26 protein-coding genes are annotated in these 26,136 nt (G+C 65.8%); 4 read left to right on the forward strand and 22 right to left on the reverse strand.

What is annotated here, in order from left to right:
* Positions 1-8: 8 nt before the first annotated feature.
* The 6 genes from ACRDPS_RS16705 to ACRDPS_RS16730 all read right to left on the reverse strand — a co-directional run bounded on the left by ACRDPS_RS16705 (position 9) and on the right by ACRDPS_RS16730 (position 8,067).
* Positions 9-1,364, reverse strand: a complete 1,356-nt coding sequence (locus ACRDPS_RS16705) for an amidohydrolase family protein (protein WP_431502782.1) — start codon at positions 1,362-1,364, stop codon at positions 9-11.
* Positions 1,365-1,383: 19 nt separating this feature from the next.
* Positions 1,384-2,223 (reverse strand): ABC transporter permease, encoded by an 840-nt coding sequence (locus ACRDPS_RS16710; RefSeq protein WP_431502783.1) that lies wholly within the window; start codon positions 2,221-2,223, stop codon positions 1,384-1,386.
* Entirely contained in the window at positions 2,220-3,146 is a 927-nt protein-coding gene (locus tag ACRDPS_RS16715; protein ID WP_431502784.1) for an ABC transporter permease, read from the reverse strand. The genes ACRDPS_RS16710 and ACRDPS_RS16715 overlap by 4 nt, the downstream gene beginning before the upstream one ends.
* Before the next feature lie 10 nt (positions 3,147-3,156).
* Positions 3,157-4,737: an ABC transporter substrate-binding protein gene (locus ACRDPS_RS16720; protein WP_431502785.1), complete on the reverse strand. Its 1,581-nt coding sequence runs from the start codon at positions 4,735-4,737 to the stop codon at positions 3,157-3,159.
* Between the two features lie 70 nt (positions 4,738-4,807).
* Positions 4,808-6,604 (reverse strand): dipeptide ABC transporter ATP-binding protein, encoded by a 1,797-nt coding sequence (locus tag ACRDPS_RS16725; protein ID WP_431502786.1) that lies wholly within the window; start codon positions 6,602-6,604, stop codon positions 4,808-4,810.
* A gap of 404 nt (positions 6,605-7,008) precedes the next feature.
* Positions 7,009-8,067, reverse strand: coding sequence for a LacI family DNA-binding transcriptional regulator (locus ACRDPS_RS16730; protein ID WP_431502787.1), 1,059 nt, complete (start codon positions 8,065-8,067; stop codon positions 7,009-7,011).
* A gap of 54 nt (positions 8,068-8,121) precedes the next feature.
* On the opposite strand from ACRDPS_RS16730, the gene ACRDPS_RS16735 reads away from it, so the two are divergent.
* From ACRDPS_RS16735 to ACRDPS_RS16750, 4 genes are all read left to right on the forward strand, one after another.
* Positions 8,122-9,348, forward strand: coding sequence for an NAD(P)/FAD-dependent oxidoreductase (locus ACRDPS_RS16735; RefSeq protein WP_431502788.1), 1,227 nt, complete (start codon positions 8,122-8,124; stop codon positions 9,346-9,348).
* A gap of 2 nt (positions 9,349-9,350) precedes the next feature.
* Positions 9,351-10,400: an NAD/NADP octopine/nopaline dehydrogenase family protein gene (locus tag ACRDPS_RS16740; protein ID WP_431502789.1), complete on the forward strand. Its 1,050-nt coding sequence runs from the start codon at positions 9,351-9,353 to the stop codon at positions 10,398-10,400.
* A gap of 210 nt (positions 10,401-10,610) precedes the next feature.
* Positions 10,611-12,071 (forward strand): AlbA family DNA-binding domain-containing protein, encoded by a 1,461-nt coding sequence (locus tag ACRDPS_RS16745; RefSeq protein WP_431502790.1) that lies wholly within the window; start codon positions 10,611-10,613, stop codon positions 12,069-12,071.
* Between the two features lie 209 nt (positions 12,072-12,280).
* Positions 12,281-13,600, forward strand: coding sequence for a hypothetical protein (locus tag ACRDPS_RS16750; protein ID WP_431502791.1), 1,320 nt, complete (start codon positions 12,281-12,283; stop codon positions 13,598-13,600).
* Positions 13,601-13,620: 20 nt separating this feature from the next.
* On the opposite strand, the gene ACRDPS_RS16755 is transcribed toward ACRDPS_RS16750, so the two are convergent.
* From ACRDPS_RS16755 to ACRDPS_RS16830, 16 genes are all read right to left on the reverse strand, one after another.
* Entirely contained in the window at positions 13,621-15,408 is a 1,788-nt protein-coding gene (locus tag ACRDPS_RS16755; RefSeq protein ID WP_431502792.1) for a relaxase/mobilization nuclease domain-containing protein, read from the reverse strand.
* Positions 15,405-15,827: a plasmid mobilization protein gene (locus ACRDPS_RS16760; protein ID WP_431502793.1), complete on the reverse strand. Its 423-nt coding sequence runs from the start codon at positions 15,825-15,827 to the stop codon at positions 15,405-15,407. Before ACRDPS_RS16760 ends, ACRDPS_RS16755 begins: the two co-directional genes overlap by 4 nt.
* Before the next feature lie 669 nt (positions 15,828-16,496).
* Positions 16,497-17,270: a Fic/DOC family protein gene (locus ACRDPS_RS16765; protein ID WP_431502794.1), complete on the reverse strand. Its 774-nt coding sequence runs from the start codon at positions 17,268-17,270 to the stop codon at positions 16,497-16,499.
* A 98-nt stretch (positions 17,271-17,368) separates the two neighbouring features.
* Complete coding sequence (locus ACRDPS_RS16770) at positions 17,369-17,614, reverse strand: hypothetical protein (RefSeq protein WP_431502795.1); 246 nt, start codon at positions 17,612-17,614, stop codon at positions 17,369-17,371.
* 55 nt (positions 17,615-17,669) lie between these two features.
* Positions 17,670-18,353 (reverse strand): hypothetical protein, encoded by a 684-nt coding sequence (locus ACRDPS_RS16775; RefSeq protein WP_431502796.1) that lies wholly within the window; start codon positions 18,351-18,353, stop codon positions 17,670-17,672.
* Between the two features lie 13 nt (positions 18,354-18,366).
* Positions 18,367-19,149 carry a ParA family protein gene (locus ACRDPS_RS16780; protein ID WP_431502797.1) on the reverse strand — a complete coding sequence of 261 codons (783 nt, stop codon included), beginning with the start codon at positions 19,147-19,149 and terminating at the stop codon, positions 18,367-18,369.
* A 93-nt stretch (positions 19,150-19,242) separates the two neighbouring features.
* On the reverse strand, positions 19,243-19,644 hold the full coding sequence (locus ACRDPS_RS16785; RefSeq protein WP_431502798.1) for a single-stranded DNA-binding protein: 402 nt from the start codon (positions 19,642-19,644) through the stop codon (positions 19,243-19,245).
* A 301-nt stretch (positions 19,645-19,945) separates the two neighbouring features.
* Positions 19,946-20,389, reverse strand: coding sequence for a hypothetical protein (locus ACRDPS_RS16790; RefSeq protein ID WP_431502799.1), 444 nt, complete (start codon positions 20,387-20,389; stop codon positions 19,946-19,948).
* A 1-nt stretch (position 20,390) separates the two neighbouring features.
* Entirely contained in the window at positions 20,391-20,858 is a 468-nt protein-coding gene (locus ACRDPS_RS16795; protein ID WP_431502800.1) for a hypothetical protein, read from the reverse strand.
* A 105-nt stretch (positions 20,859-20,963) separates the two neighbouring features.
* The gene (locus ACRDPS_RS16800; protein ID WP_431502801.1) at positions 20,964-21,401 is read right to left on the reverse strand and encodes a hypothetical protein; all 438 of its coding nucleotides are present in this window, start codon (positions 21,399-21,401) and stop codon (positions 20,964-20,966) included.
* 174 nt (positions 21,402-21,575) lie between these two features.
* Positions 21,576-23,306: a DNA cytosine methyltransferase gene (locus ACRDPS_RS16805; RefSeq protein WP_431502802.1), complete on the reverse strand. Its 1,731-nt coding sequence runs from the start codon at positions 23,304-23,306 to the stop codon at positions 21,576-21,578.
* A 367-nt stretch (positions 23,307-23,673) separates the two neighbouring features.
* On the reverse strand, positions 23,674-23,916 hold the full coding sequence (locus ACRDPS_RS16810; protein ID WP_431502803.1) for a hypothetical protein: 243 nt from the start codon (positions 23,914-23,916) through the stop codon (positions 23,674-23,676).
* Positions 23,913-24,287, reverse strand: coding sequence for a hypothetical protein (locus ACRDPS_RS16815; RefSeq protein ID WP_431502804.1), 375 nt, complete (start codon positions 24,285-24,287; stop codon positions 23,913-23,915). Before ACRDPS_RS16815 ends, ACRDPS_RS16810 begins: the two co-directional genes overlap by 4 nt.
* 203 nt (positions 24,288-24,490) lie before the next feature.
* On the reverse strand, positions 24,491-25,006 hold the full coding sequence (locus ACRDPS_RS16820; RefSeq protein ID WP_431502805.1) for an LPD29 domain-containing protein: 516 nt from the start codon (positions 25,004-25,006) through the stop codon (positions 24,491-24,493).
* Between the two features lie 163 nt (positions 25,007-25,169).
* Entirely contained in the window at positions 25,170-25,391 is a 222-nt protein-coding gene (locus ACRDPS_RS16825) for a hypothetical protein (RefSeq protein WP_431502806.1), read from the reverse strand.
* Positions 25,388-25,834, reverse strand: coding sequence for a hypothetical protein (locus tag ACRDPS_RS16830; protein ID WP_431502807.1), 447 nt, complete (start codon positions 25,832-25,834; stop codon positions 25,388-25,390). Before ACRDPS_RS16830 ends, ACRDPS_RS16825 begins: the two co-directional genes overlap by 4 nt.
* Positions 25,835-26,136: the final 302 nt, after the last annotated feature.

A 26,136-nucleotide genomic window follows, 5' to 3' on the forward strand; every position in this document is an offset into this window, starting at 1 on the left:
TGCTTCGATCACTGTCCCGGCTTCGCGATGTTGAGGCCGTCGCGGGACAGGGCGATTTCGCCGCCGATGATGACGAGCCTGACGTCCGCGGGGCTCTTCTGTGCGGAAACCACGACGTCGGCGAGCTGGCCGGCTTTGAGCTGTCCACGGTCGGCCCCGATACGGGGGATGGCTTTGCCGACGTTTCCGGTGGCCATCGCCACGGCCTCCTGGAGGGTGGCCAAGCCGACACGGGAGATGGCGTCGACCATCTCGAACATGCCGTCCCAGTGGCCAGCCGCATAGTCGGTGGCGATGATGTCGATAAGATCCGCCTGCATCAGAGCGATGAGGTGTTCGGGCGTGTCGTGCAGTTCCTTGCGGCCCCACGCGTCGAACGTGTCGACCTCTACGAAGCCGCCCTGGTCCTTGACGTATCGTGCGTTGGCCACTGACTCCTCGGCGCTGAACGTGCCGTGGTTGGTGTGGCCACCGATGAAGAGCGTCCCCGCGATCCGCGCCGCCTCTCGTGCCGCCTCGTCAGAGGCAGCAGAGTTGTGGACGAGTGTGGGAACTCCGAGGTCAACGGCCAACTGCGCCGAGACCACCAGACCGTCCAGAGCCACCTGGATACTTGGCATCACTGACTCTTCGATGAGGGTGATCATCTTGTCGACGTCGATGCGACCGTTCAGACCGTACTTGAGGAGAAGCTCCTCAAGCTTGTCCCGGTCAGGGTTTCCTGGTCGGATGTGTCGGCCCAGCACCGCGTACTTCAGTTCCTTCGATGGGTTGGGGCCCAGTCGAACTCCTGTAGCTTCCTCGATGGCGGCGGGAATGTACATGTAGTCCTGGCCGCCACCGCCAAGCGTCATGCCTGCCCCAACCTCGCCGATGACGACAGCACCGCTTTCGACCATCTGAGCGGCAGTCGCAGCCCGGTGCTCGTCTCTCAGAGCTGTGCCGTCCGATGCGTCCGCAGCTGCGAACATCGGCTCGAAGTGGACCGTGCTGCTCTCCACGCGCACTGACTGCCGGCCCTGGACTTGGGCAGTCTCCTCCGGGAGCTTGAAGCCGTCGAGATCCACGACGGTCGTATGCCCTTGGCTGAGGTGGCGGCGGAGATTGCCCAGCGCCTCTTCCACGGAAACTCCGGGGGTTCCGCTAGCGAACCTCGGCCCGGGTGCCACGGCGTGCACGTGCGCGTCGATGGCTCCGGGCATGAGAAGCCTGCCTTCGAGGTCGATGACCGTGTCGTCTGCGCCGCCGGTGTAGTTGTCGGGGCCGACTGCTGCGATGCGATCGCCCTCGATCAAGACCGAGCCGTTGTACGGCGCCGTTCGGCCATCGCCGTTGACTACGAGACCGTTGTTCAGGATGAGCATTGGGGTGCCTTTCAGAGTGTTAGAAGCGCTGCAAGCGCGGATCGAGGCGGTCACGCAGTTGTTCACCGAAGACGTTGACCAGTACGAGGGTGATCAGCAGTGCCGCGCCCGGGAAGGTTGCGATCCACCACTGGTTGGCGAGGAAGGCTTCGCCAGCTGACGTCATGCCTCCCCACGACGGCGTGGGCGGCTGAACGCCGAGGCCGATGAAGGACAGGGAGGCCTCCATGTACATCATCATTCCGACGTCGAGGCTGGCGTAGACGATGATGGATGGTGCGATGTTCGGCAGCACGTGCTTGCGGAGCACCCTGATATGGCTGGCGCCCAAGAGCCTCGCGCCGTTGACGTAGTCGAGGTTTCGGATCAACAGCACTTGGCCTACCACCAGCCGCGTGTAGAGGATCCATCCAGTGATGCCGAGCACCAACACGACGTTGGTGAATCCGGGTCCGATTGCGGCGATGATGCCGAGGGCAAGGACCAGGCTCGGCAGGGCCATCTGCACGTCACCGAGACGAAGCACGATGGAGCGGATGGGACCACCGAAGTAGCCGGCGACAAGCCCGATCACGACGCCGGCGACCATGCGCACGAGGACCGCGAGCACGCCCACGACGATCGATACGCGTGCGCCGTAGATTATGCGGCTGAGCAAGTCGCGCCCCAGGTCGTCTGTACCCAGTGGATGGGCCCACGTTCCGCCGTTGAAGATCGGCGGCGCCAGGCGATCAGAGAGTGATTGGGCGGTCGGCTCGTATGGTGCGATCCAGGGGGCGATGATGGCGATTAGCGTGATGAGGGCTAGTCCCGCCGCTGGGATGTAGAACTGCCACTTGGAGCGGCGTTTTGTGTTCATGCCTTGACCTTGTCTCGGGTGCGAACGTCGAGCACGCCATAGAGAGCCTCGACGACGAGGTTGGTGATGAGGACCAGGCCGCCGATGACGAGGATGTACGCGAGCACCACGGGCATGTCATTGCTGGTAATGCTGTGCACGGCCTGCCTGTTGACGCCTGGCCAGCTGAACACCGTCTCGGTGATCACCGTCCCGCCGTAGAGCTCGCCTAGTTGTAGGCCGATGACGGTGACGACGGGGATCGCGGCATTCCTCAGCGCGTGAAGAAGCACCACTCGACGTCGCGGAAGGCCCTTTGCCCGTGCTGTGCGGACGAACTCTGAGTCCATGATCTCGACCATGCTTGAGCGCAGAAGTCGAGCGAAGGTGCCGACTTGAAAGGCGCCAAGTGCCAACGCCGGCATCACCAGATACTCCAGGCCACCGCCGCCGGATGCAGGAAGCCAACGTAGCTTCACAGCGAACAACAAGATCATCACGATGCCGAGCCAGAACAGCGGGATGGACTGGGTGAAGACAGCTGCAGAGATGACCAGCCGGTCGAATCGGGATCCGCGGTAGACGGCCGCCAAGATCCCCACCGGAATGGCTATCAACAGCGCCACGAGAAGCGAGGCGGCGATGAGGGTCAGCGTTGCTGGGAGGCTGGCGAGGATTACCTCCAAGGCCGGTACGCCGTGACGGTAGGAGAAGCCCAGATCGCCTTGAACGGCGCGGCCCAGCCACGACAGATACTGCACTGGCAGGGGGCGGTCGAAGCCTTGGGCTTCGCGGAACGCTTGGATCTCCTCTGGAGTGGCGTCCGGAGACGAAAGCTTGGCGGCCGGATCACCAGCCAGAGCGAGTAGTCCGAAGACCACTATGGAGAGGCCCAAGAGGACCAACACACTATGGAGGAGGCGTCTCAATACTCGAAGCAACATAGGAAGCGCCTCAGGACTTCTTGGCGTTCCAGAGCCAAAGCTTCTGGTCGCTTCGAGGCGTGAACGAGACCTGGCTGGACCTGGCGTACGTGTCCACCGACGAGTAGAGGAAGAGAACCGGAGCGGCTTCATGGAGCTCCACCATGAGCTCGTCGTAGATCTTCTGCCGCGCGACCTCACTCTGCTCCCCGCGCGCCTGGGTGATGAGCTGATCGGTCTCGGGTGAGTTGAAGTAGAGACCACGTCGTTTGGAGTCGAACGTCAGCCCCATGCAGAAGTCCGCGTCCAGGGCCAGGCTCGAGCAGCCTGCCATGTACATTTCGTTGGCGCCCATCTTCTTCTCGAGGAAGGTGTTGGGGAAGTAGTTGGCATCGGTCTTGAGGCGCACGTTGATGCCGACCTTCTTGAGTTGTTCTCCCACAGCCTGCCAAGGGAGGTTGTTGACGGCCTTGTCGTTGTAGATGGTGAGTGTGAGCCCATTCGCGAAGCCCGCCTCGCTGAGGAGTTGCTTGGCTTTCTCCGGGTCGTACGGGTAGGGCGTGACGGCGGGGTTGTACCCGAAGACGGCCGGCGTGGCGAGCTGTCCACTCGGCAGGCCTGCGCCCTTCAGCAGGTCAGTGACGATCGCCTCTTTGTCGATGGCGTAGTTGAGCGCCTGGCGGACTCGGGGATCCTTGGTCGGTCCCTCGAAGGAATTCATCTGCACGAAGAAGCTGCGAACTCCAGGCACCGTGGTGACTTCGAAGTCGGGGTTCGACTTCAAAGACTCGACGAGGTCGGGACTCACGTACGGGACCATGTCGATCTGGCCGCTCTCCAGGCCTGCCAGCGCCGTGGCGGGCTGGCTGATGAAGCGCCACACAACCCGGCTGACCTTCGGTTCGCCGCGCCAGTAGTCGCAGTTGGCGTCCATTGTCAGGTGGTCGCCCTTCACCCACTCGGAGAACTTGAAGGGGCCGCTTCCCACGGGGTTCGTGGCGAACTTCGCGTTCCCCAGTTCGTCGGTCGCGGCCTTGGGGGTGATGTAAAGCAGCGACGCTAGGGTCTTGACGAAGCTCGCGTCCGGCTCGATCAGCTTGAAAGTGACGGCATGTTCCCCGTCAGCCTTGATCGATGCGATGTTGCTGACATAGGTGGTCTGCTTCGACGCAAGCTTCTTGTCCTTGGTGATGCGATCGAACGAGTTGATGACGTCGGCGGAAGTGAACTTGCTTCCGTCGTGGAACGTCACGTCGTCGCGCAACGTCATCTTGTAGGTCGTCGCGTCCGGCTGGGTGTAGTCGGCGGCGAGGTTCGGGACCGGATCGAGATCCTCGTTGAGTGTGAAGAGCCCGTCGTACAGATTGGCACTGACCTGCGCTGGTACGACGAGGGTGTCGTAGTTCCCATCCAAGCTGGTGGGCTCCTCGGGAAGCGAGATGGTCAAGGTCTTGCCATTGCCACACTCAGCGTTGGTACTTGATTCTGCCCCAAACAGCGAACAGGCACTTAGCGAACCCAGCGCAAGGACGGCCACCACGCCGAGCGCGGATACGACTAAGCGGCGCCGCGGCAGCGCCAGGTCGGGGGGCGGTGAGGGGTGGTTGTTCACGGCTTATCTCCTTGGGAATGGGCGAAGGGTGACCGAACGGGGGCCTACTCAAATGAGAGGCCGTGGTCGCTCAGCCGACGCCTTGACGTTCGAACCGGTACTGGCTGGCAGCCACGAGCTGCTTGGTATATGCATGTTGGGGACGGAAGATGACGTCCTCTGTTGAGCCGTGCTCCACCACCTGGCCGCGACTCATGACGACCGTGTAATCGGCTAGGTGGCGGATGACGCTCAAGTCGTGCCCGATGAACACGATCGAGAGGCCGGATCGGGCGCGCTCAGCGAGCAGTACGTTGAGCACGTGTGCCCGGATCGACACGTCGAGCGATGACACCGCTTCGTCGCAAACGAGCAAGTCGGGCTCGACGGCTAGGGTCCGGGCGATGGCGATACGTTGCCGCTGGCCTCCGGAAAACTGGTGGGGGTAGCGGCGGCGCAGTTCCGGGTCGATGCCGACGCGGTTGAGCAGCTCGCAGACCTTGGCGTCACGTTCTGACTTACTCTTGGCGGATCCCCGGATGTCGAGGCCTTCCGCGACGAGGTCATCGACCCGCATTCGAGGATTCAGGGAAGCGTTGGGATCCTGGAACACCATTTGGATGGACCGTGGTGCTGTGTAACGTCGACGGCCGGGAACGGGGAAGACCTCGACTCCGTCATAGACGATCGTTCCTTCGCTGGGGCGCTCAAGGCCGACCAGAGCGCGGGCCAACGTGGTCTTACCGGACCCAGACTCCCCCACCACGCCGAGGATCTGCCCCTTCTTCACCTCGAGGTTCACCGCGTCCACCGCTGTTACAGCGGCTGCCTTCCGCCCGACCTTGCCGTGCATACCGAAACGCACGCTCAGTTCACGGATCTTCAGTACCGACGCACCGTCTCCTGCATAGGTTGTCCCATAACTGACCGGTTCCGCGTCGTCAGCAGGATGCACAGGCTGTTCGGGTGAGCCGGCCTGCTCATGATCACGAGCGGTTAGCAGATCTTCGAGGGCCTCGGCGTGTCGCAGTGCCGCATCCTCAGGGGATGGACTGCTCGCGTCGTCATCACCGTTGCGCATCGCGTCGAAGATGCGCTCGTCGACGCCGACAAATTGTTGGACCCGCTCCCCTAGCAGGTCGGGCGACGATCCCAGAAGTGCCTTGGTATATGGGTGCTTCGGGGCTTCGATGATCTGGGCCGTCGATCCTTCCTCGACGACACGGCCACCGTGCATCACGAGGATGCGGTCTGCAAGGGAGCCAACCAGGTTCAAGTCGTGACTGATGAAGAGCATGGCGGCGCCTGTACGGTCTCGAACATCGCGGAGCAGGTTGATGACCTGACCCTGGATGATCACGTCCAGCGCGGTAGTCGGCTCGTCGGCGATGATCACCGACGGGTCACAGCAGATGGCCATGGCGATCATGACCCTCTGCCGCATGCCACCTGAAAGCTCGTGCGGGTACTGGCGGGCACGCTGAGCGGGGTTGCTGAGACCCACAGCCTCGAAGAGCTCTACGGCCCGCTTGCGGCCTTGACTTCGAGGGGTGTTCTTGTGGGCTCGCAAGGTCTCGGCAATCTGATCCCCACACGTCATCAGTGGGTTCAGGGCTGCCTGGGGGTCTTGAAATATGTAGCCGACGTCCCGGCCGCGGATCTGACGCAGTGCCCTGTCGCTTCGCCCGAGCAGCTCCTGGCCGCGAAGTTGAACCGAACCGCCCGTCATCGCTTGTGTCGGGCCCAGCCCGCACAGCGACAACGCGCTCATCGACTTGCCTGACCCCGACTCGCCAACAACGCCGAGAATCTCCCCAGGAGCCAGCGTGTAGCTCAACCCGGCAACGGGTGTCGTCATACCTGCCTCAGTGGGGATCTCGACGGTCAAGTCTCGAACGGAGAGCAGGCTCGGCTCGCCTTCACGTCGGGCCGCCTCAACTGATGTTGGCAGTGGCTCGTCTGCGGGTCCCGCGGTCGTTGTCTCTGAGCGCATGTCGCTCATCATGACCTTTTGGGGGCAGGGCAAGTCAAGGATTCTGTGTAACTAGTTTCACAAAATTTATTGGCGACAGCCTTGAAAGCATGAACGAGCCATGAAACGGGAGCAGGAGAGCGGACCCAACGGGCCAACCCACAAGCTCGGGTACGCGCTGAGATGCACCTGACTCAGGCACCACGGCAAGTCGGGCGAACGAGCCCCGCTCTCGGCGCATCCGTCAGCCGATCGCTTGCCGCCGGGGCTGGCTGCACACGCCAACACCCCGATACCGCCCGCGGCCGCCCCGCATTTGATCAGGTCGAGGCGCGCACCGTAAGACCTGGCGCGAGCATCCTCGTCACCGAGGCCTCGGGCTCGTCGATGATTAGTTGCGCTGCTTGCGTGGCGATCTCAAGCGCCGGCTGAGTGACGACAGTGAGCGGTGTTTTCAGATGTGCCGCCCAGGGAAAGTCATCAAACCCGACGAAGGCGACGTCGTCCGGGATGCTGATGCCCATGTCGGCGAGCTCTTGATAGGCGCGCAAGGTGGCGATGCCGCTTGTCGCGAAAACCGCGTCGATGGGGCGTCCTGCATCACGACCGGCCTCGATGACTGCCCGCAAGCCGTCTGCAGGCTCCTCCAGGGAGCTCAGCTCTGTGATGTGTTCCTCGGGTATGTCGACATGGTCTATGCGTGCCGCAGTGCGTATGCCGCGCGATCGCTCACGCTGGGTCAGCGACCATGCCGACTGGGTCACCACGGCCACGTTTGATCGCCCTCGGTCGCGCAGATGCTGCCACGCCAGGGCTCCAACCGCTTCGTCATCCACGCGGACACTGTGAACCCGAGGATGTGGAAGCGCGACGGGACGTGTGACAAAGACGACCTGCGTGCCGTGGTCGGCCAGCCGTCCTAACGCTGCGTGATCGATCGGGTCATGGCCCGAGGTGATCACAAGCCCCCGCATACGCTGCGCATCCATGGCTCGCAAGACCGACGCTTCACGATCGGGGTCTCGAGCCGCGCTCGCGAGGAACACCAGGCCACCGTGCTCGGTGACCACCGACTCCACACCTCGCATCAGGTCGACGTAGTACGGGTTACGCAGGTCCGCCACGAGAAGGCCGACACTGTTGGAACGGCCCGTGAAGATCGCGCGGGTCAGGTCGCTCGGGTTGTAGTCAAGCTTCTTGATTGCCTGCATGACCTGGGCCTGTTTGGCCGGACTCACCTTCGCGGTGCCACTCAGAACTCGCGACACCGTCGCGGTAGACACACCCGCGAGCCTCGCTACGTCCCCAATGGTAGGTCGACGTCGCCCCGAAGCCGATGAGCCCGAGGCCAGGGCATCCAACTGCTGCCGCGACTGCACGCGATGACCCTAGCACCGCCAACGCTCCGGAATAAGCGGACCAGCATCACCCTCTTGCGCATAGTCGAGAAAAGTATGAAACTAGTTACATTGCGAGCTCTTCTATTCGCCCGAGCCCGCAATTCCCGCACCCGCACCATCGAGCCGTGTCCGGGTGATCACCCATGGAGGTTTCAACTTATGAAGACAGTCATCGTCGGCGGCGGAATTCTCGGCACTGCCCTCGCCTACAGACTCTCAACCGAAGGAGTGGAGGTGGAACTGTTCGAGGCTGGCCAGATCGGCGCCGGAACCTCGATGGTCGGCACCGGATGGTTCAACTCCGGCGGCAAAGAGCCCTACGAGTACCACCTACTCAACGTGAGCGGCATGGCCGAGCACGCAACCGTCGCCCGCGAGTTCGGCTACTCCCCCTGGTACCACGCGGACGGAAACCTCGAGTGGGCAACCCCGGAGAAGGCCGACAAGCTCGCCGCGCACGTCGAGCGCCTTCGGTCCTGGGGATACCCCGCCGAGCTCCTCTCCCCCAAGCGAATCAAGGAGATCGAGCCTTACCTGAGCATCCCTGGTGAGGTCGACAAGATCGCCTACTATCCGTGGGAAGGAATGTCGGACCTGCCGCAGCTCATTGGGGAACTGGCACATCGAGCCGCAGCCAACGGGGCGGCGATCCACACGAACACGCCGGTCGAGTCGGTCACGACCGAGGGCGATCGCGTCACTGGCGTGGTACTTCTGAACGGCACGACGATCTCGGCCGACGTGGTCGCAATCTGCACCGGCCGCTGGTCCGACGAAGTGGTCAAGTCCGCCGGCGTGCAGCTCCCCATGGCCCCCAGCCTCGGGTTCAACATCTACACCGGCCCTTCCCCCATCGTGCTGAAGGCCTTCGTCCATACCCCTGACGTCAACCTGCGACCCGAAGGCGCCGGCCGCGTCCTTGCCCGATCGCCGGAGTTCGACAATTCCGTTGCGATCGACGCGGCCCTCGACCCGATCCCCGACGTCGGCAAGGAAATCCTCGCCCGCGCCGTCAAGTACCTCCCCGGCCTCGACGGGGCTGCGATCGAGGGCGCCCGCGTCGCTTACCGCTCGATCCCGGGCGACTCCCACCCTGTAATCGGCCAGGTGCCTGGCCGCGAGGGGCTCTACCTGATGGTCACCCACAGCGGTGGCACCCTTGGTCCCTTGCTGGGCCGCCTCGCCGCCAGCGAGATCGCCCATGGCGAGCTTGACTCGCGACTGTCCCTGTTCCGCCCCGAGCGAATCGTGACGGTCTGAGCATGCTCGTCATCAAGGGAGCGTCCACGCAGGCCATCGCCGCCGCAGCGGCCGCAGCAGCGCTCTCCGGAGAGGCGGTGGCACTCGACCCCTCGTCGAGCGCCACCGCCCTACCCCGAACGCTTGTCTCCGGCACCCACCACGTGGTCCTACCCAACGGAAGCGATCACCAGATCGAATTGATCGTCGGGCCCGCACCAGACGCCGACATGATCTTGCTGTTCGCTTCCCCGTACGATCTGCATCACCGAGGACCCCACCTGGCCGCCGCATGCAGTTCAACCCCCACTGTCTACGCTCCGGCCACTTTCGCCGGATGGGCTGCTTTGGTCGGCGCACGCGAAATCTCGCCCCTGCTCACCGGGGTCCTGGCAGGCTTCCCCGCAGTCGGCGACGTAACCGAGGACCGCATCCAGATCCGAGGCATGAAAAAGGGACTCCCGTTGGGAGGGGTCACTGTGGAATCCGCCGCTGTGCTCGCACGCAGCCTAGAGCCGTACCTCGATTCCGTTGTCCCAGTCACCGCGGCCGAGGCCGAGCTCTCAAGCTCGAACGTTGTTCTTCACGGCCCCCTGCTCTTGGCCCACCTCACGGACCTAGCTGATCCGGAAGCTCCACCACAAAAGCTGTACAGGGGAAGCCCCGTCCGTACTGGCTCCCTCTACGCCGAAGCAGTCGACCTTGAACGTGTCGCCATAGGCCGTGCCCTCGGGATCGAGTTGGCTACCGCGTTAGATCTTGCCCTCGCCTTCTACCGTGACCAAGGCATGGCCGGGACATCGCTGGGCGAGGCGCTGGAGTCCTTCCCGGGCTTTTCGTCGACACCCGCGCCCATCTCGTTCGACCACCGCTACATCGAAGACGACGTGATCTACGGCCTAGCTGGCTGGGAGTCCCTTGGTGCATCACTCAGGGTGAGCACACGCGCCATCACCGCCGTCACCGAGACACTCTCCATCGCGAGCGGGCGCGACCTGCGGACCATGGCGAAAGCCCTTACCGACACATTCCTGCGGGAATTGCCTTCGAGCTCGCAACCCGCGACTCGCTGACTCGATGCACGAAGGTACTCGAACCGTCACGCCAGGCTTCGATATCGAACGCCCGCGCAACTGGGTCACGACGCACCCATGAGGTGCCCTTCTGACCCACGGTCGTAGAACCAATGGGCCCATACCAGTCAATCTCGGTATCGGCCTCACGGTGGCACTTACCATGCACCATGGCGAACCGGCTCGTCATTGACGTCAACGCTCACTAGCGTGGCTCAAGGATCCGATCCTAAGGGGGAGACGTTGATCGACTACGACACCACCAGCCTGCCGTTCAGCCTGGCCGAGTGGTCGACCTTTCTCGCCGCCGTCGACGCAGCGTCACCCTCGGACGAGTCTGACTGGATCGAGTTCAAGGCCAACCTCAATCTGAGCAAGCGGGTTGAGCGGCCAGTGCTCGCAAAGGCCATCATCGCCTTTGCTAACCGCGAGGTCAACCGCGCCGCGGCGCACCTCGGCGGTCGTGCCGTGATCACTGTCGGGCTGGAGCCGGGGAAGGTCGTCGACGTGCCGATCGACCCGGCGGACCTGACGAACTGGCTCGAGCCGTTCCTCGGCGACCCGTCCCCCCGGTGGACTGCGCAGTATCACCGCCATCAGGGCAAGCAGGTGCTGGTCATCATCGTCGATGCGCCGCGGCCCGGCGATCCGATCTACTGCATCACCAAGGCCGGCGGCGACCCGGACCCTGGGAAGAAGGGGATGGTCCGAGCGGGCGACATCTACGTGCGTCGGCTGGGGAAGTCCGAGCTCGCCTCCCCAGCTGACCTCCAGGTGCTGATGGCCCGGCTGACAGCCACGGCGGGCCCCGCCTTCAAAGTCGCCGTCTCGGCGACCGTGGATCCCGGGATCACACGCTTCACCGCTTCGCCGACGTGGCTCAAGGACTGGATCGCAGCCGAAGAGCTACGGCTCCTCGCCGCGCTGACACCCCCGCCCCCTGAGGGGCGACACCCCGTCTCAGTGTACGAGCAGCGGAGCTTCATGGCCGCGAGCCAGGTCCTCCGGAACGTGAACTTCAACCCGTCTCCGTTCGAGACCAAGCACGCGGAGACCCGTACCGAGGAGGAGTACAAGGACGAGGTTCGGAGGTACCTCCAAGACTGTCTGGTCGCACTCCCCCTCGCCCTGCCCGACCTCCACAAGGCGCTCTCCGCGCCGGTGGAGCTCGACGTGCAGAACCTGACCGAGGAGAACTTTCACCAACTCGAAGTCCAGGTCCATCTGGAAGGCGACGTCGAGGCGTTCGACGAGGTGCCGTTGTTCGAAGGTCTCGACCCGTACGTCCCCGCACGGCCGCGTCCCTGGGGCCCCTGGGTTGAGAACCGAATGCCCAACCTCGGCGGGATGCGGTACGAGTTGCCTACCATCGACCACCGAGTCACCGGCCCGTCTCCCCGGATCGAGAACGGAGGCAGCTCGACCGTAACCTTCCCTCCGATCGACCTGAGGCCACACTCCTCGGCCAGCCTCTCCGCAGGCCTCATTGTTGTCGCCGGCGACAGCCTTCGCGGCGAGGTCACGGCCACTTGGACAGCCACGGCTACGAACATCCGGGGCCGAAGCACAGGATCGGTCGCTATACCGATCGCGGCGAACGATGTCGATCTCACTCCCTTCCTCGCCTATGGATCCACACTGACCATCGACACGGAGGATGACGATCTCTAGCCCAACTGAGCATCCCGACGATCCTTGCGTCGGCCAGCTGTGACCATGCGGGTGCAGCCCGCCGTCTCGGACCTTCCGGCAACGCCATAGGGCATCGCGGGGGCGCCGCGCCGCGGAGACACCCGAGCGACACCGTCGGAATGTCGCTGCTCCATGAGACACTGGGAACAGACGTTCGATCGACGAGCCTCCCAGAGGATTTCGTCGCAATGCGCGGCCTGCGGCCAATCGCCGCAGGCTGCCCTGTGTTCCGGGGGGAACAAACGGTGGAAAAAGACTCACCATCGGCCATAGTCGTGGCCGCAGAACACAACCCGTTCGTCGTACCGGCCCAGCGGCGTTCGCGGGTCGCGGGCGAGCTGCGATCGATCGGCGAGAAGCGACTGGCCATCATGCGCATCTCCTCGGTCGCCGTGGCCATGGTCGAATGGGTCGTGGTGATGTGCCACGCGGTGATGGACGACGAGAACGACACGGACATCTTCGAGCGGCTCGACGCGGCGATGACGGCCCTCGAGGCCGAGTCCGACGTGACCTTCGAGGAGGTCATCACCATCAGTGAGTCCCAGATCGACGCGATCGTGAATCACGTCGCCCGGCCCGAGACACGGAAGTTCTACCGCCAGCTGCTCGGCGCTGCCGCGTACGACCGACTGGCACAGGCGGTCAAGGATGATTCCGCCACCGTGCTCGCGGCCACGCAGCGTGGCCTCACCCTGGCGCGCCCGATGGTGGTCGCATTCCAAGACTCCCTCTCCGTACTGACCGCGAACCAGATTGCAGCCATGGGTCTTGGAGCGCCCACGGATCCGGCCGCAGCGCTAATCCGCGCCGTGCTGCAGCTCGACAAGGTCATCGCACATGTGCTGGATGCGATGGAGCGGGACGCCCTAGATCGGCTCTTCCCCACCGATGACGATGTGGATCTCGACGCCGACGCCGTCCTGCAGGCGATCGAGGAGATCAGACCCCTCGTCTCTCAGGATCTGCAGCGGCGGCTGAGCCTGGTGAACGATGCTCTGACTCGCAAGGTGCTCGGCGCGCGGGACGCCTTGGACCACTCCGCCGACGGCCCAGCCCAGGCCGCGAGCAGCCTCGTCGAGTTGATCGACCAGTCCCTTCGCTCTCAGCTCAAGGGGGTCGACGTCGTCGGCTGGGTACAGGCCAAGTACCCCGGCTCGACCCGGGATCTGATCTACGAGAAGGATGGCGTGCTGCGTCCTGCCAAGAGGGCGGAGGTGTTGTGCCTCGTCTACGGTCCGGACTCCTCTCCCGACAAAGTCGAACCTTTCCGAGAGGCCGCGGTGGCTTCGCTGGTCACTGCACGTCGGGCGCTCGAGAAGGTCAAGCACGAGGATGCCGACCCCGTGGGAGATCGCGCGGTCGTCGAGGAGATGATGCGGGCCGTTCACGGGGCCTTAGGTCTGACCTTCCGCTTCGCCGCCATCCGAATGTCCAGCTCGGAACTCGACGCTGCGGCCGGCGTGTTAGCAACGCCCTCACTGCACGCGGGCGAGCTCAGTGCCTGAGGGGCTGCCCACACCCGCGGTCATCGGCCACGACCTGGCCGTCGCTCGTCTCCACGCTGTTGCTCAGCCCCGGGTGCAGCGCTGGGTATCGCCGGCTGGCTCTCCGACTCTAGAGGTGCGCCAGTCGGGGAACCGTCAGGGCGACGACCGTGCGCGGCGCGCGATGCGGCCTCCCGCGCGGCCTCGGTCATCTCCTCCGGTGAAGCCACAGGCGTCCGTTCCTGCCCACGGCGCTCCCGCAGGATCCGTTCAGACTCGCTCTCGCTCGGGGTCCGCGCACCCGTCGTCGACGCGGTATCGGTCTGCGCGGTCGAGACGTACCGCTCAAGCTCTCTCAGCACGGGCAGCGCGCTGTTGCGGAGTGCAGCCGCGGCGGCATGCTCGCCGCGAGCCTGTCGGGCGTCGCTGATCGCGTCTGTTGCACGCGTGATCTGTTGGATGACGGCGAACCATCCGGCGTGCTTGTTCGATCCCCCGGCCCGGAGGGCGAGCTGGATGTGACGGGTTGCCTTCTCCGCACCGCTGAGCCCAGTCGGTACCTTCGGCTCCGGGAAGGGCGTTGTGTCCCAGGTGTCCTCGAGTGTTTGGCGAGCGAAGATGTCAGCTGCCCGACCAGCGTGCGTCCTGAACTCCGTACCTCGGCCGGTCGCCAGCACTGTGGCCGTACCGGTGACGCCAGCTGCGGCGTCGTTCCAGGCGGCCTTGTCGTGTGGGTCCAGCCCAGCTAGGTGCTCGTTGAAGTTGCGCAGGTTCTGCGTGGCGGCGGTGAGATCGGCGTCGACGTCGCCCGATACCTGCAGTGGGTCGAGCTTGGTGGCGTCGCCGGCCCACAAGTCACGGGCCAACTGTGCGGACTCAGGTGTCTCGGTCCAGTTCTTCCGCAGCTTCGACAGCGTCAGGTCAGAGGCGAGCTTGCTCGCGGTGAAGCCCACTCCCCCACGCAGCCCGACCTTGTAGCCGGTGACGTGGTCTCGGTTGCCGGGCTCCCAGCGGGCGGCCTCGATGCGTACGCCGCGGTGCGAGAGGACGTTGTTGATGAACTCGCTCTCGGTGCTCGACTGCTCGGCCGCGCCGCGGACGATGCGCTGCAGGATGACGCGGTCCGGCTCTGCCGGGCCTGTGCCGGCCGCCGCGCGCTCGCGGGCGATGTTGTGCTCGGCGGCGGTGTGCCCCTTGAGCGTCGGGGTGTTGGCCTGGTGCTGCTCGTCGTGCAGCGGGGTGATGAAGTCGAGCTTCTCCAGCGTCTCGCGCCGGACCTGCTGCGAGCGGATCCCGGAGTTGTGCACCGGCAGCATCGAGCCGTCACGCAGCGTGCTGCACATCGCGATGTGGATGTGGTCGTTGCCGTTCGTCGACTCGCCGTGGTGAACGGCGAACCAGACCGCGTCCGGGTGGTCGGGGTTGTCGATGTAGCCCATCCCCCGCATGTAGCGCTCCGCGACTTCCTGCCACTGCTCGTCGCCGATCTTCCCCTCGGCTGCGCTGAGCGAGATCGTCGCGTGGAACACGTGTGCCTGCCCTGCCACTGCCCCCTCACCAGCCTTGAGGTTCTCGCGGCTAATACCGCCGAAGCCCGCACCGGTGAGCGCGAGCTCCGGTGCGTACTGGCGTCGCCACGACGCCTCCAAGAGACGCCCGACCTGCGTCGCCTGGCGCGACGTCAGCGCAGCGTCACCCCACTCGGCGTGGAGCTCGGGGCTACCGGCGACCATGCGCTGGTTCGTGTGCTCGTTGGCCTTGCCGGGCCCGTAGAGGTACCGGGCCAGACCGGCCGCGTCTTTGCCGGTGCCGAGGACCCTGATGATCACAGGTCCTCCTCGATGCCGGGCACGAAGCGGTGAAGGTTCGCAATCTCGTCACGCAGCTCGGCGATCGCCGTCACGAACAACGCGAGCGTCTGCTCGAGCTGCGCGGCGTTGATCTGCTCCCCGGAGTTTCCCAGGCGCGCGATCTGGTTCAGGTTGTTGGCCGCGTTGGCGAGGAGCCGGCGAGCGCCGAGCATGCCGAGCACTGCCTCTTCCACGCCAGCCGCCGCCTGCACGGAACCCGCGAACATCGCCCTCTCATAGAGGCCGGGGACGCTCACGCCGAGGTGCGCGGCCATCGCCTGCACCCGGGCCCATTCCTCGTCGGTGTGGCGGATGACGGCGCGGTGAGGACGACGTCCCCCAACGTTCCGCTTGCGCCGCCGGCCAGCGCCGTGACGCTCATCGTCACTGGTGGTCATCGTCTTCACCTCCTTCGTTTCAGCTCGGCCGCGCGCTCAGCGGCCGACCTTCGGATTGGGCGCCCGGTCGCGAAGCGACCACTTAGGGGCACCCTATCCTACATCTTGCTCCCGCCGGAAGACCTGGCGCAGCGATCCGGACTGGTCGGCGGGACAGAGTCGGGATTCAAACCACCCGCCGGCTGCACGTAGCGCAGCCCGGGGAACGCAGATCACCCACGGCGCCATGAGGAGGAGGGGTAGAGGACGAATGCGCGGGCAGCCCGCGCCGGGCCGGATGGGACTGCCAAGGAGCTGCGTCAGCTCGGACTGCCGCACGGCGCAACGCGGCGCAACAAGAGCGGGTCACGCAGCACGCGTCGTGCTGCGCGGCTGCGCCGCAGAGTGACGCAGCGTCGACCGACGCTGCCGAGCCCGAGACGCAGCGGCGCAGGCGACGCACGTTGCGACGGCGACGCGGCGCAGCGGGTGACGCAACGCAACGTGACGCAGCGGAGGTGCTGCGGCACGGACGCAGGCGCCGCAGGCGACGCACGTACCGAGCCCCCGACGCAGTTGCGGCAGACGACGCAACCTGCCGCACCCATGGACGACGCAGGTTGCGCGGTAGCTGCCGCAGGTGGCGCGTGCGCCCGGGCGCTGCAGGTCGATCCCCGTGACGCTGCTGCGTCAGCGTCGCGGTGAGCGGCTCGGCGCATTGGTCGGGCCGAGGTCCTCGGGAGGCGTCGGCGATGACGCAGGTTGGGCGCCGCGAGCTTGGTTGAGGATCTCGGACATCGAGCGTTCGCCGGCGAGGCTTCGGGCTCTGACCGTTCGCGCGAGCGCGACGGTCTGGGTCGGACCGCCGGCGGTCGGCTGGGCGAGTGCATAGAAGATCGGACGTAGCGGAGCGGGGTCCGGCGTACGTTGACCGAAGTCCGGTGCGCTGAGCATCGATTGCTGGTTCCACAGCTCGGCGGTGATGTGGGTGAGCTGCGGGTCGTAGCTGATCCGGAAGTTTGAGAGCTCCGCGACCTGCGACATGAACACCTTGCCGACGCGTCCGTTGCCTTCGCGGAACGGGTGCGCCTGGTTGATGTTGGCGTAGATCTCGGCGGTGACGTCGGCGAAGCCTTTGTGATCGAGGTCGGCCCAGTCGGCCTCGACGATGGTCTTGTTCGCGACCGAGAGGTAGTCGTCGATCTCGGTCGGGTCGGCGAAGCGGGTGGCGTCCTTCTGGAGGCTGATCGCGCGGTAGTCGCCGGCCCACTCATAGACGTTGCCGAACAGGTGCTGGTGGATCGCACGTAGATGGTCTGCGTCGTAGGTAGGGGGTAGCTCGACCTGGCCGGTTCGGAGCTCGATCTCGCGGTCGAGGACCTCGTCGTACTCGAAGGCTTGCAGCTCCTCGTGGTCGCTGTATCCGGGGATGTTGCGCAGAGTCCCGGTGATGCCGTCGGTCATCGTCTCCGGATACAGATAGGACTCCCACGTGTCGAACGTGGGAGTCCTATCGTCAGGGCTCGAGCTGTTCATGGTCGACGATCGAGGCGAGCGCCTGCTCAGGAGGCGTGGCGGTCAGCGCCAGCACGGCGCCGGGCACGAAACGACGCGGTGCGTCGTGCCGACTCAGCGGCGTCAATGTCGCCGCGGGTAAACGCGACGAGGATCTCGACGCGCTCGCGCTCGGGCACGTGGCCCTCGTGCCAGGCGCTCGCCAGAGTGTCGATGACGGTGCTGCGCTGCTCGGCAGTCAGCCCATCGAACAGGTCGGGCCAGCGGGTCTCGACGTCGAAGGTGGTGTCCATGATCAGCTCCTCCTCTCTACTCAGGGTAAGCGAGACGTGGTCTCGGGTGTGTGGATCAGCGCTTGAGGCGGTTGGGCAGCCGCGCCGGCGGCTTCGGCAGCACGCCACCGTTTCGCTCGCGGGCGATGCTCACCGCGGCCGCGACGGCCTCTCCGCACCACGAGGAGTCGGAGAGCCAACGGCTGGCGCCATGGTCGGCCGTGATGCCAGCGCGCATCCTTGCGATGGTCTCGTCGGCCAGGTTGAACGTCCGCGTCAGGCCACGGGACTCGGCACGTTCCTCCGGTCGGGCCAGCTGCTTGCGCTCAGCCGGCGTACGCGCGGCGTGCGTCTGGATGGCTGCAGCGATCCAGCGAGTGAAGGTGTCGGCCTCCCCGCCGTTCTGCCAGTCCGCGAGGTAGGCGGCCTTGGTCTCCTCGAACTCGTCGGGCTGGAAGTAGATCCCTGCCCGGGTCGTCCCGGCCGGCGGAGTCGGCGCAATCTTCGAACCCGACTTCGCCTTCACCCGCTCGGATGCCGGCGCTGCCGCCTTTCCCTTCACCGGAGCGGCCGCCGGCGTAGGAGTCTCGGCTGCGGTCTTCTTCTCAACCGGGGGCTCGACGGGCGCCGGCGCGCTCGAGGCGGCCGAGACCGTCTCGACGGGCTCAACAGGCGCCTGGGCCTCCTGCTCCTCGTCGAGGTTGTCGAACGACTGGCGACGTCGCTCCGCGAGCGACAAGCGCTTGGGGGTGGTTGCCATGGCGGGACTCCTTTCAGTGGGTGGTAGCGGCCGACAGGGACGGGGCAAGGACCTGCTTGAAGGCAAGTGCGTAGTCCTGCGTGGCGGTGGAATTCGGTCGGTACAGACCGACCGGGAGGCCGGAGGTGTATCCGTCCTTGACCTCGGTGGTGTGCCGGATCGGCACGGTGACGCGACCCGGGTGACCCTCGTGGAGGAGCTCGATGACGTCGCGGGTCGAGTTCGTGTTGGGGAAGGCCATGGTCGGCATGAACCAGTGCACCTGCTGGCCAGGACGCATCCTGGCGGCGACCCTGGTCGCGACGTAGGGAACCAGCTCGTCCTCGACGGCCTCGTACGCCTCCGTCGCACACTGCACCGGAGCGATCACGATGTCAGCCGCGACCAGCGCGCCCCGCACCAGCTGGTGCAGGCTCGGCGGGGTGTCGATGACGATGTCGTCGTACACGTCCCCGAGACGAACGATCTCGTCGGGGATCGCGTGAGCGGTCTCGGACTCGGAGTCTCGGCGGGCCAGGTCACGTGTGCCGATGACGACGTCGACGCCGGGAACCGCCGGCGATGCCACCGCGGCGCTCTTGAGCGTCGCTTCACTCCTTGAGTCCAGCACGTCGTCAGCGACGTAGAGGACGTCCGTCGAAGGCGTGATCCCGAGACGCGCTGCGAAGTTCCCCTGCGGCTCGAGGTCGTAGGCCAGAACCCTCCGGCCCGCACGGGCCAGCGTCAGCGCAGCTTCAGCTGCGCTCGTGGTCTTCGCTACGCCGCCCTTCGGGGAGACGAACGCGTACGTGGTCATGGGGGCTCCTACGCCTTAGTTGGTGCTGCGGTCTATTCGAGTCTGTCTCAACCCGAAGGGGCGACGCTTCCGCGCCGCCCCTCTGTCTGGCTCTCAGTGCCAGCCAGCGGGCTCCTGGGGTGCCGGCTCTACCTCACGGTAGGACTTGGTCGCCTTCGCGACCGTGGCGGTCTGGAACTTCAGCGCGACCCCGACGGCGTCGGCCTCGACGATCGTGGCGTAGCGGTTCTCGCCGTCCTTCTCGTACTTCTCGGTCTTGAGCCGGCCCTTCACCATGACGTTCATGCCCCGGCGGACGGTCTCGGCCACGTTCTCGGCCTGCGAGCGCCACACCTTGACGCGGTGACGGTTGGGCTCACCGTCGACCCACTCCCCCGCCGAGTTCTGTTTCGGCTGGTTCTCGATCACGACGAGGGTCGCAACCGGGACACCACTCGGGGTGAAGGAGAGCGTGGGGTCCTCGGCCAGGTTGCCGGTGAAGTCGATGTTGGTCATGGTCTGGTCCTAACGGTCGGGTACGGCTTGTCTTGCTGTGTTGTCTCTAGTATATGTCTAGTCTGTCATTCCTGTCTAGTGGTGTCCGCATGTTTTTCTTCGTTACGAGGCCCATGCCACACCCTCAACTCTCGGCCGTCCGACAGCTCGTTACGCAGAGATCACGTCGCCTCTACTCCTCCCCGTCAACAGCGCCAGGATCTTCTGGCTTGGTGGTCGCCTCAAAGCGACCACTCCCCCACTCCCCGGTACTGCCGGGCCTGCTGCGGCAAGTGGCATGTAGCCGCCGCCGGTCGGTCGCTCAGTGGCGGGGCACCACGGTGGACCGGCCGGGGTACTCCCGGTTGTTGCCGCCGGTGCCCCAGTTGACGAGGACTCGCCACACCTCGGTCTCCCAGCTCCCGAGGTAGCCGAGGGTCTCCCGCATCGGGAACGGTCGCTCGTCGGAGGCGACCAGGGCGGCCACGATCCGGAAGAGGCGGTGCTCGGTCGAGGACCAACCCCTGCCGGTCTCCTCGTAGTCGGCCACCCAGGCGTCCCAATCGAGCGTCGGGTGCGGGTCGGACCATCCGGCGGGGTTGCCGTCGTCATCGAACTGCTTGTCCTGGTGCCATTCGAGCCACTGCTCGGCGTCGTTCCGGATCGAGGAGAGCTCCAGGAGGTTCTTGGCTGCGAGGAAGTCCTCAGACCCGACGCGGGCCCAATACTCATCCCAGGTCGGACGGTCGGGCGAGTTCTCGCTCATCTCAGTGTTCCTTGCGGTCGTCGTTGGCGGCTTGGGCGTTCTCTCGCAGCCGGAGATCTCGCGCGGAAGCACCGGCCGCGACCATGGCGGCCTGCCTCCGGCGGTCCTCGGCACGGCGGGCTCGTTCCTCCGGCTCGATGTACGAGATGCCGGAGGTACCGACCATCTCGTGCACGGTCAGCGAGTGACCATCGCGCTCGATGGTCGCGGTGCGCCGGCCGGTCTCAACCGCCTCGTCGATCGCGTCATGGCTCAGGTGGAGACAGTGGATGCAGTCGCCGTGCTCGCCTTTGACGGCGGGGTGTGCGAGGTCGGTCCATGCCCACGAGCGGTTGTAGGTCACGCCGTACTTGGGCTCGTCGGGGAGCTGCTCGGTTTCGTCTCCTCGACCGGGTTCTCCAGGGCCTGCGCCGGCTGCACCGCCGAGGGAGGTGTTCTCAGTCGTCGGCGGCTCGATCTTGGCGCTCATGCTGGTCTCCGTTCAGGGGGTCTGAGGGTCATTCTGGTTCGCGGCTCCGACATGTTCACGCCGGACAGACCGGTCGGTGGCGGATTCTTGGTTGATGCTTCGCCCTCAGCCGTAGACGAGCGTGCCGAGGAGGCCGACCTGGAGGATCTGATCGGCCAACGCGGGCGACATCGGTCGCTGGGCGCTGGTCAGCGCTCCCCGGTGAGGGTGGATCGCGCTGTGGCGGTCTAGGAAGCGGATCGATCGACGGTCGAGCTCGTCCATGAACTCGGGGCAGGCACGCTCGATCTCGGCGAGGCCTGCGTCGATGGTGTCGAGGGTGACGAGGTGTTCGGCTTCGTGCTCGTCGAGGATGCGAACCCACGCGTTTCCTCCACCGGACCGGGCGGGGTGGGCGTGACCGCCGATGAAGCCGGGCAGCCACCACTGGAACTCTCGGCAGCGGGACCAGGAACGGCTATGGCCGACGGCGGCGATGAGCACGACCGCGAGGAAGGTGTCGCGCTCGGGGGTCCTGGTCGGCGCTGGGCTGGTGATGGTCATGGTGCGCTCCTTGCTGGGGTGGTGAGCCCCCGGGTTGTCTTGCTGTGTTGTCTCTGGTCGATGTCTGGTCTGTCATTCCTGGCGAGACCACTCCCCCGGCCTCTTAGGACGGGCAGGTGCTTCGGGGCCGAGTCCGAGCGGGCCCCGGCCCCTGAAGCACCTGGGGTTGGCCGGTTAGGAGAGGGCCTCGACGACGGCGGCGATGAGGTCGCGGGCGGCGGGGGGCGTGACTGCGTTCCCTGCGAGCTTGACCCGCTCTCGCCGGGTCCCGGCCCACTTGTAGTCGGTCGGGAAGGCCATTCCGGCGGCGACCTCGTGGGGCTCGAGCATGCGGAAGAGGCAGTCGTCGACCTGGGCCTCTGCGGCGGCGATGTCGCCGGGCGTGATGACCGACTGCTGTGCGGTGGTGGTGAGGGTGCGCAGGTGTTCGGTCGCCGGGGTGGTCATCTCGGCGCCGTCGCCCTTGCTGGAGTTGTGGCGGGTGATCAGCGCGTAGCGGTCCCGGGTGGTCAGGGTGCCGACTGGCTCTGATGCGGGCTTCGACGACTCTGCAGCGCCGTAGTAGGGCGTCAGCAGCGCCGACGTCACTCGGGTCGTCATGGTCCGGCGCGGCTCGCTCGTCGAGCGGGCGTCGTCGTTCCACGTGCCCCCTGCGGGTACGACCAGGCCGTGGTGGTTCCCGGAGGCCGTGACCGTTGAGAGCGGGTGGCTGGTCGGGCGAGCGTCCGATCCGCCGCCGCGCAGTTCGGCGATGAAAGCGGGTGCTGGGGTTCCGCTGGGGATCGCGAGCGCGTCGAGGTGGCGGCTCGTCTGGGTACGGAGTACGTCGTCGGTCGACTTCACCCGGTCGCCGGCGCGGCCCTCCAGGGGCACCACGAGTGCCTTGGTCTCCTGGGTGTGGAGGGTCCGGAGGGTGTCGAACATGGACCAGGTGCGGTAGTAGCCGTTGGGGTTGCCGTAGGCGGGGTGCTTCGGGTCGGCGGCGTCGTACTGGTTGCCTCCCTGCTCCATGTGGAAGGGAGCCCAGTAGCGGGCGATCCCGGCCGCGATCCGGCGCCGGGTCTTGTCGGCCAGGGGCTTGGTGCGGCTCCCGATCATCTTGCCTCGCAGGCTCCAGTCGATGGCGGCGGCCGCCGGGAGGTAACCGGGCTCCACGGTGGTCGAGCAGGTGGCGTGGATGTAGACGTACTGCGAGCGGTACTTGCCCACGCGGCGGCCGTTTTTCCAAGCCTGCTGGGCCTCGACGACCTCTTGGCAGTTGGGGCACCAGGCGAGCGGGCGCATGACCTTGTCGACGTTGGGGGCGCGGTTGCCCTTGAGCCAGCACACGACGTAGAGGCGGTCTCGGGACTGCGGGGCGGGGTCGCCGTGGGCCTGGGCGTGCATGGAGTTCAGGCTGACCACGCGGAAGTCGTAGCCGAGGTTCTGAAGTCCCTTCGTCCAAAGGGCCCACGCCTCGGCGTACTTCGGGTTGGTCGCGATGTCGACGACGTTCTCGATGACCATGGCGGCGTAGCGGTGGTGCTCGGCGAACCGGAGGACGTCGAACATCAGCAGCCGGGAGCGCTGAACGATGGCCTTCTCGGGGTCCTCGTCGACCAGCTCAGGGTCGAGCAGGTCGAGCAAGTCGATCTCCATCGAGACCGAGGCGTACTTGCCGCCGCTGGCCTGGGACCACTTGGTGCACTCCGGGCTGGCCCACAGGATGTCGGTGCGCGGGAAGTAGCGCGGGTCTTCCTCGTGGAGGTCGACGCAGGCGTGGTCTGCGTCGGGGTGGTTGCTGTTGTGCACCTCGACGGCGAGCGGCAGGTGGTTCGCGGCTATGCGGATCTCGACGCCGGGCACGGCGATCGCTCCGGTCGAGGATCCCCCTCCCCCGCAGAACAGGTCGGTGATCGTCAGCATCGCTGGCTCCTTGCTGGGGTGGTCAGCCCCGGGTTGTCTTGCTGTGTTGTCTCTAGTATATGTCTAGTCTGTCATTCCTGTCTAGTATGTAATGAATGTTTCTTGCGCTGATCGTGCCGCCTCTAGGTCCTGCGTCTGTCCCGTGCTGCCTGTCGAGTCTGTCAATCCGCCAGGTCGCCCGTCAGGCCCCGGTGGCCGGCCCCTACTCCCCTCTCCTGTCTGGCCAGATCTGGCAGGCGGAGCCCTTCGGCCTCTAGGCTTGAGGCTGCTAGGCAGGGTGGTTCCTGTCTTGCTGTGTTAGATCGGCCCCCAGCGTTTGCCGGGGGCCGATCGCCTTTCTCGGGCCGCGTGGGGGCTGATGCGGGGATCAGCTGCGGCGTACGCGGCGCTCGATGCTGTCGTCGCTGGCGGCTGTGTAGCGGGTTCCGTCGATCTCCAACTCCATCCGGTCCAGCTCCTCGTTGTAGGTGGGCTGCTCGACGACTCCGGCCACAGTGACGTCACCGATGAGGAGGAGGGCGGCGGGGACGCGCTCCCAGGTCGTGTCGTCGACCACTCCCCCGCTGCTGGGCTGCTCCGGCACCCGGGCGGCGGGTTGCGGGTTGCTCACGCCATCACCTCGGCGCGACTCAGAGGCACCCGGTGCTCGGCCACGGTGGCGCTGACCATCGCGGCGACCATGTCGGCGTAGTCGTGCTCGAGCTCGGCGGGCAGGCGCCGCTTGGCCTCCTCGACGGCGTCCGCGTGGAAGGTGCGGTAGTGGCGGCCCAGGCCGCTGCCGCGGTCCTCGATCTCGACATGGAATCCGGCTGCGCGGTAGGTGTCGTGGTTGCCGGGCGTGATCCGGACGTAGAAGTCGTGGCCGGTGATCGTGGCCCGGGCGACGTGGGCCTGGTACTGGCCGGCGTATCGGTCGTCTGCGTCGACGATCACCCAACGCTCGATGTTCACGGCTCCGGCGACCGCGGCTGTGGTGGTCATGGTGCGCTCCTTGCTGGGGTGGTGAGTCCCGGTTGTCTTGCTGTGTTGTCTCTTCGTGCTGTCGCGTCTGTCATTGCAGTCACGAGTTGCTAGGCAGTACGGGCTGTACTTCGCCTCGATCGCTGCCTGTACGTGGATGACCGGAGAAGGGGTCGGGGCTGCCACCCCCTCCCCCGGCCGCTCGTGGGCCCGCTGAGCGGGGACTAGTTCGGTTTGGGGGCGACGGCAGGGAATCCGTCGGTGAGGTCGGTCTGGTCCAGGAGCCGATGGGTGCCGTAGTAGACGGCGTCGCCGTGCTGCTCGCCGAGGCTCCACCAGTGGCTGCCCTCGGTCACGACGCCGGCGGCCCAGGCCCGAGCCTCGGCGGAGTGGGTGCGGTGCGTGATGATGCCGCAGCTGGAGTACCTGGGGCTGTAGCGGCTGCCGTCCTCGCGGGCGTACGTCGCGGCTGCGACCTGGCGATAGGAGTCGTCTCGGCCGTCGAAGCGGCTTCCCTCGAACCGGCCCAGGATTGGGAGGACCTGCGAGGTCGTCGGGCCGTCGGTCCAGGCGCAGTCGAGCCAGCCGTAAGCGGAGCCCCGGGCCATCCGTACGGAGAACTTCACACCGGGGAACTCCTCGCGCAGCGTTTGCCGCAGCTCTGCGGCGGTCTCCTTGACGTCGTACTCGATGATCTCGACGTCCTGGCCGGCCACAATTTCGACGCTGGTGGTGGTCACGGTGCGCTCCTTGCTGGGGTGGTGAGTCCCGGTTGTCTTGCTGTGTTGTCTCTAGTATATGTCTAGTCTGTCATTCCTGTCTAGTGTTGTGCGCGCTGTTTTCCTGCACTTCCTGGAATGAGTGGACCGGCCGGGGGTTCCGGCCGGTCCTGGGGCGAGCTGATTAGGAGAGGGGAGTTGTCGGGCTGGGGATGGCGGCGTGGATGCGGTCGGCGAGCGCGTGCAGTTCCTCGGGGGTGCCCTCGATGGCGGTGACCTCGTCGTTGGAGAGGGCCAGGATGTGCTTGTCGGGGTGCTGGAGGTCGGCGCCGACCCAGTCTTCGCCGGGGGCGATCACCTCGGCGGTGGTGTGGCGGGCGTAGAGCCACTCGATGTGGACGCTCATCGGGTCGCCTCCAGGTCGTGGATGGTCTTGGCGATGTCGAGGTGGTACGGGTCCATTGAGTTCCGGGGGCCGTCGAGTGGCCGAATGTAGGGGAGCCAGATGTATTCGGTGTGGCCCTCGATGTTGGCGGCGTAGTTGTCGCCGTCGTCTAGGAAGGCCTCCCACGTGTCTTCGCCGGGCGTGATCGGTGCTCCGACGACGCCTGCGAGGCCTGTGATGGTGAGATGGTCGCCCTGGTCGCTCCACTCCAGCACGACGGTCCAGGCGGCGGGGAACCGGTCGCGCGCCTGGAGGGCGATGATGTGCACCGCTGACTTAGCGAGCTCGATGTCGGCCTGGTGGGCGGCCGTGATGGCCTGGGCGAGGCGGGCGTCTGCGGCTGCGATGGCTTCGGTGAGGTCCCAGGGGTCGGCGTTGAGGCTGCGGTTCTTGCTCTTTGTCATGGTGCGCTCCTTGCCGGGGTGGTGAGTCCCGGTTGTCTTGCTGTGTTGTCTCTATTGTATGTCTAGTCTGTCATTTCTGTCTAGTAGTTTCGGCCTCTGTTTCGATGTTCTGGACTGTTCCGCTGCTACGCGAAATCGCCTGACCTGCGGCCTCGAACGACCTGGGCCGCGTACTCCTCCCTCCTCCCGGCCCCGCCGGCGCAGCCGGCGCCTTGGTTTCTGCGGCAGCACCGATGGGTGTGAGCTCGGCTGGAGATGGTGAGGCCCAGCTCGGCGGCCGGTTTGGGGTAGGGGCCCCGGGC

Origin of the sequence: Nocardioides sp., assembly GCF_050699375.1 — a bacterium.
Lineage (GTDB): Bacteria > Actinomycetota > Actinomycetes > Propionibacteriales > Nocardioidaceae > Nocardioides.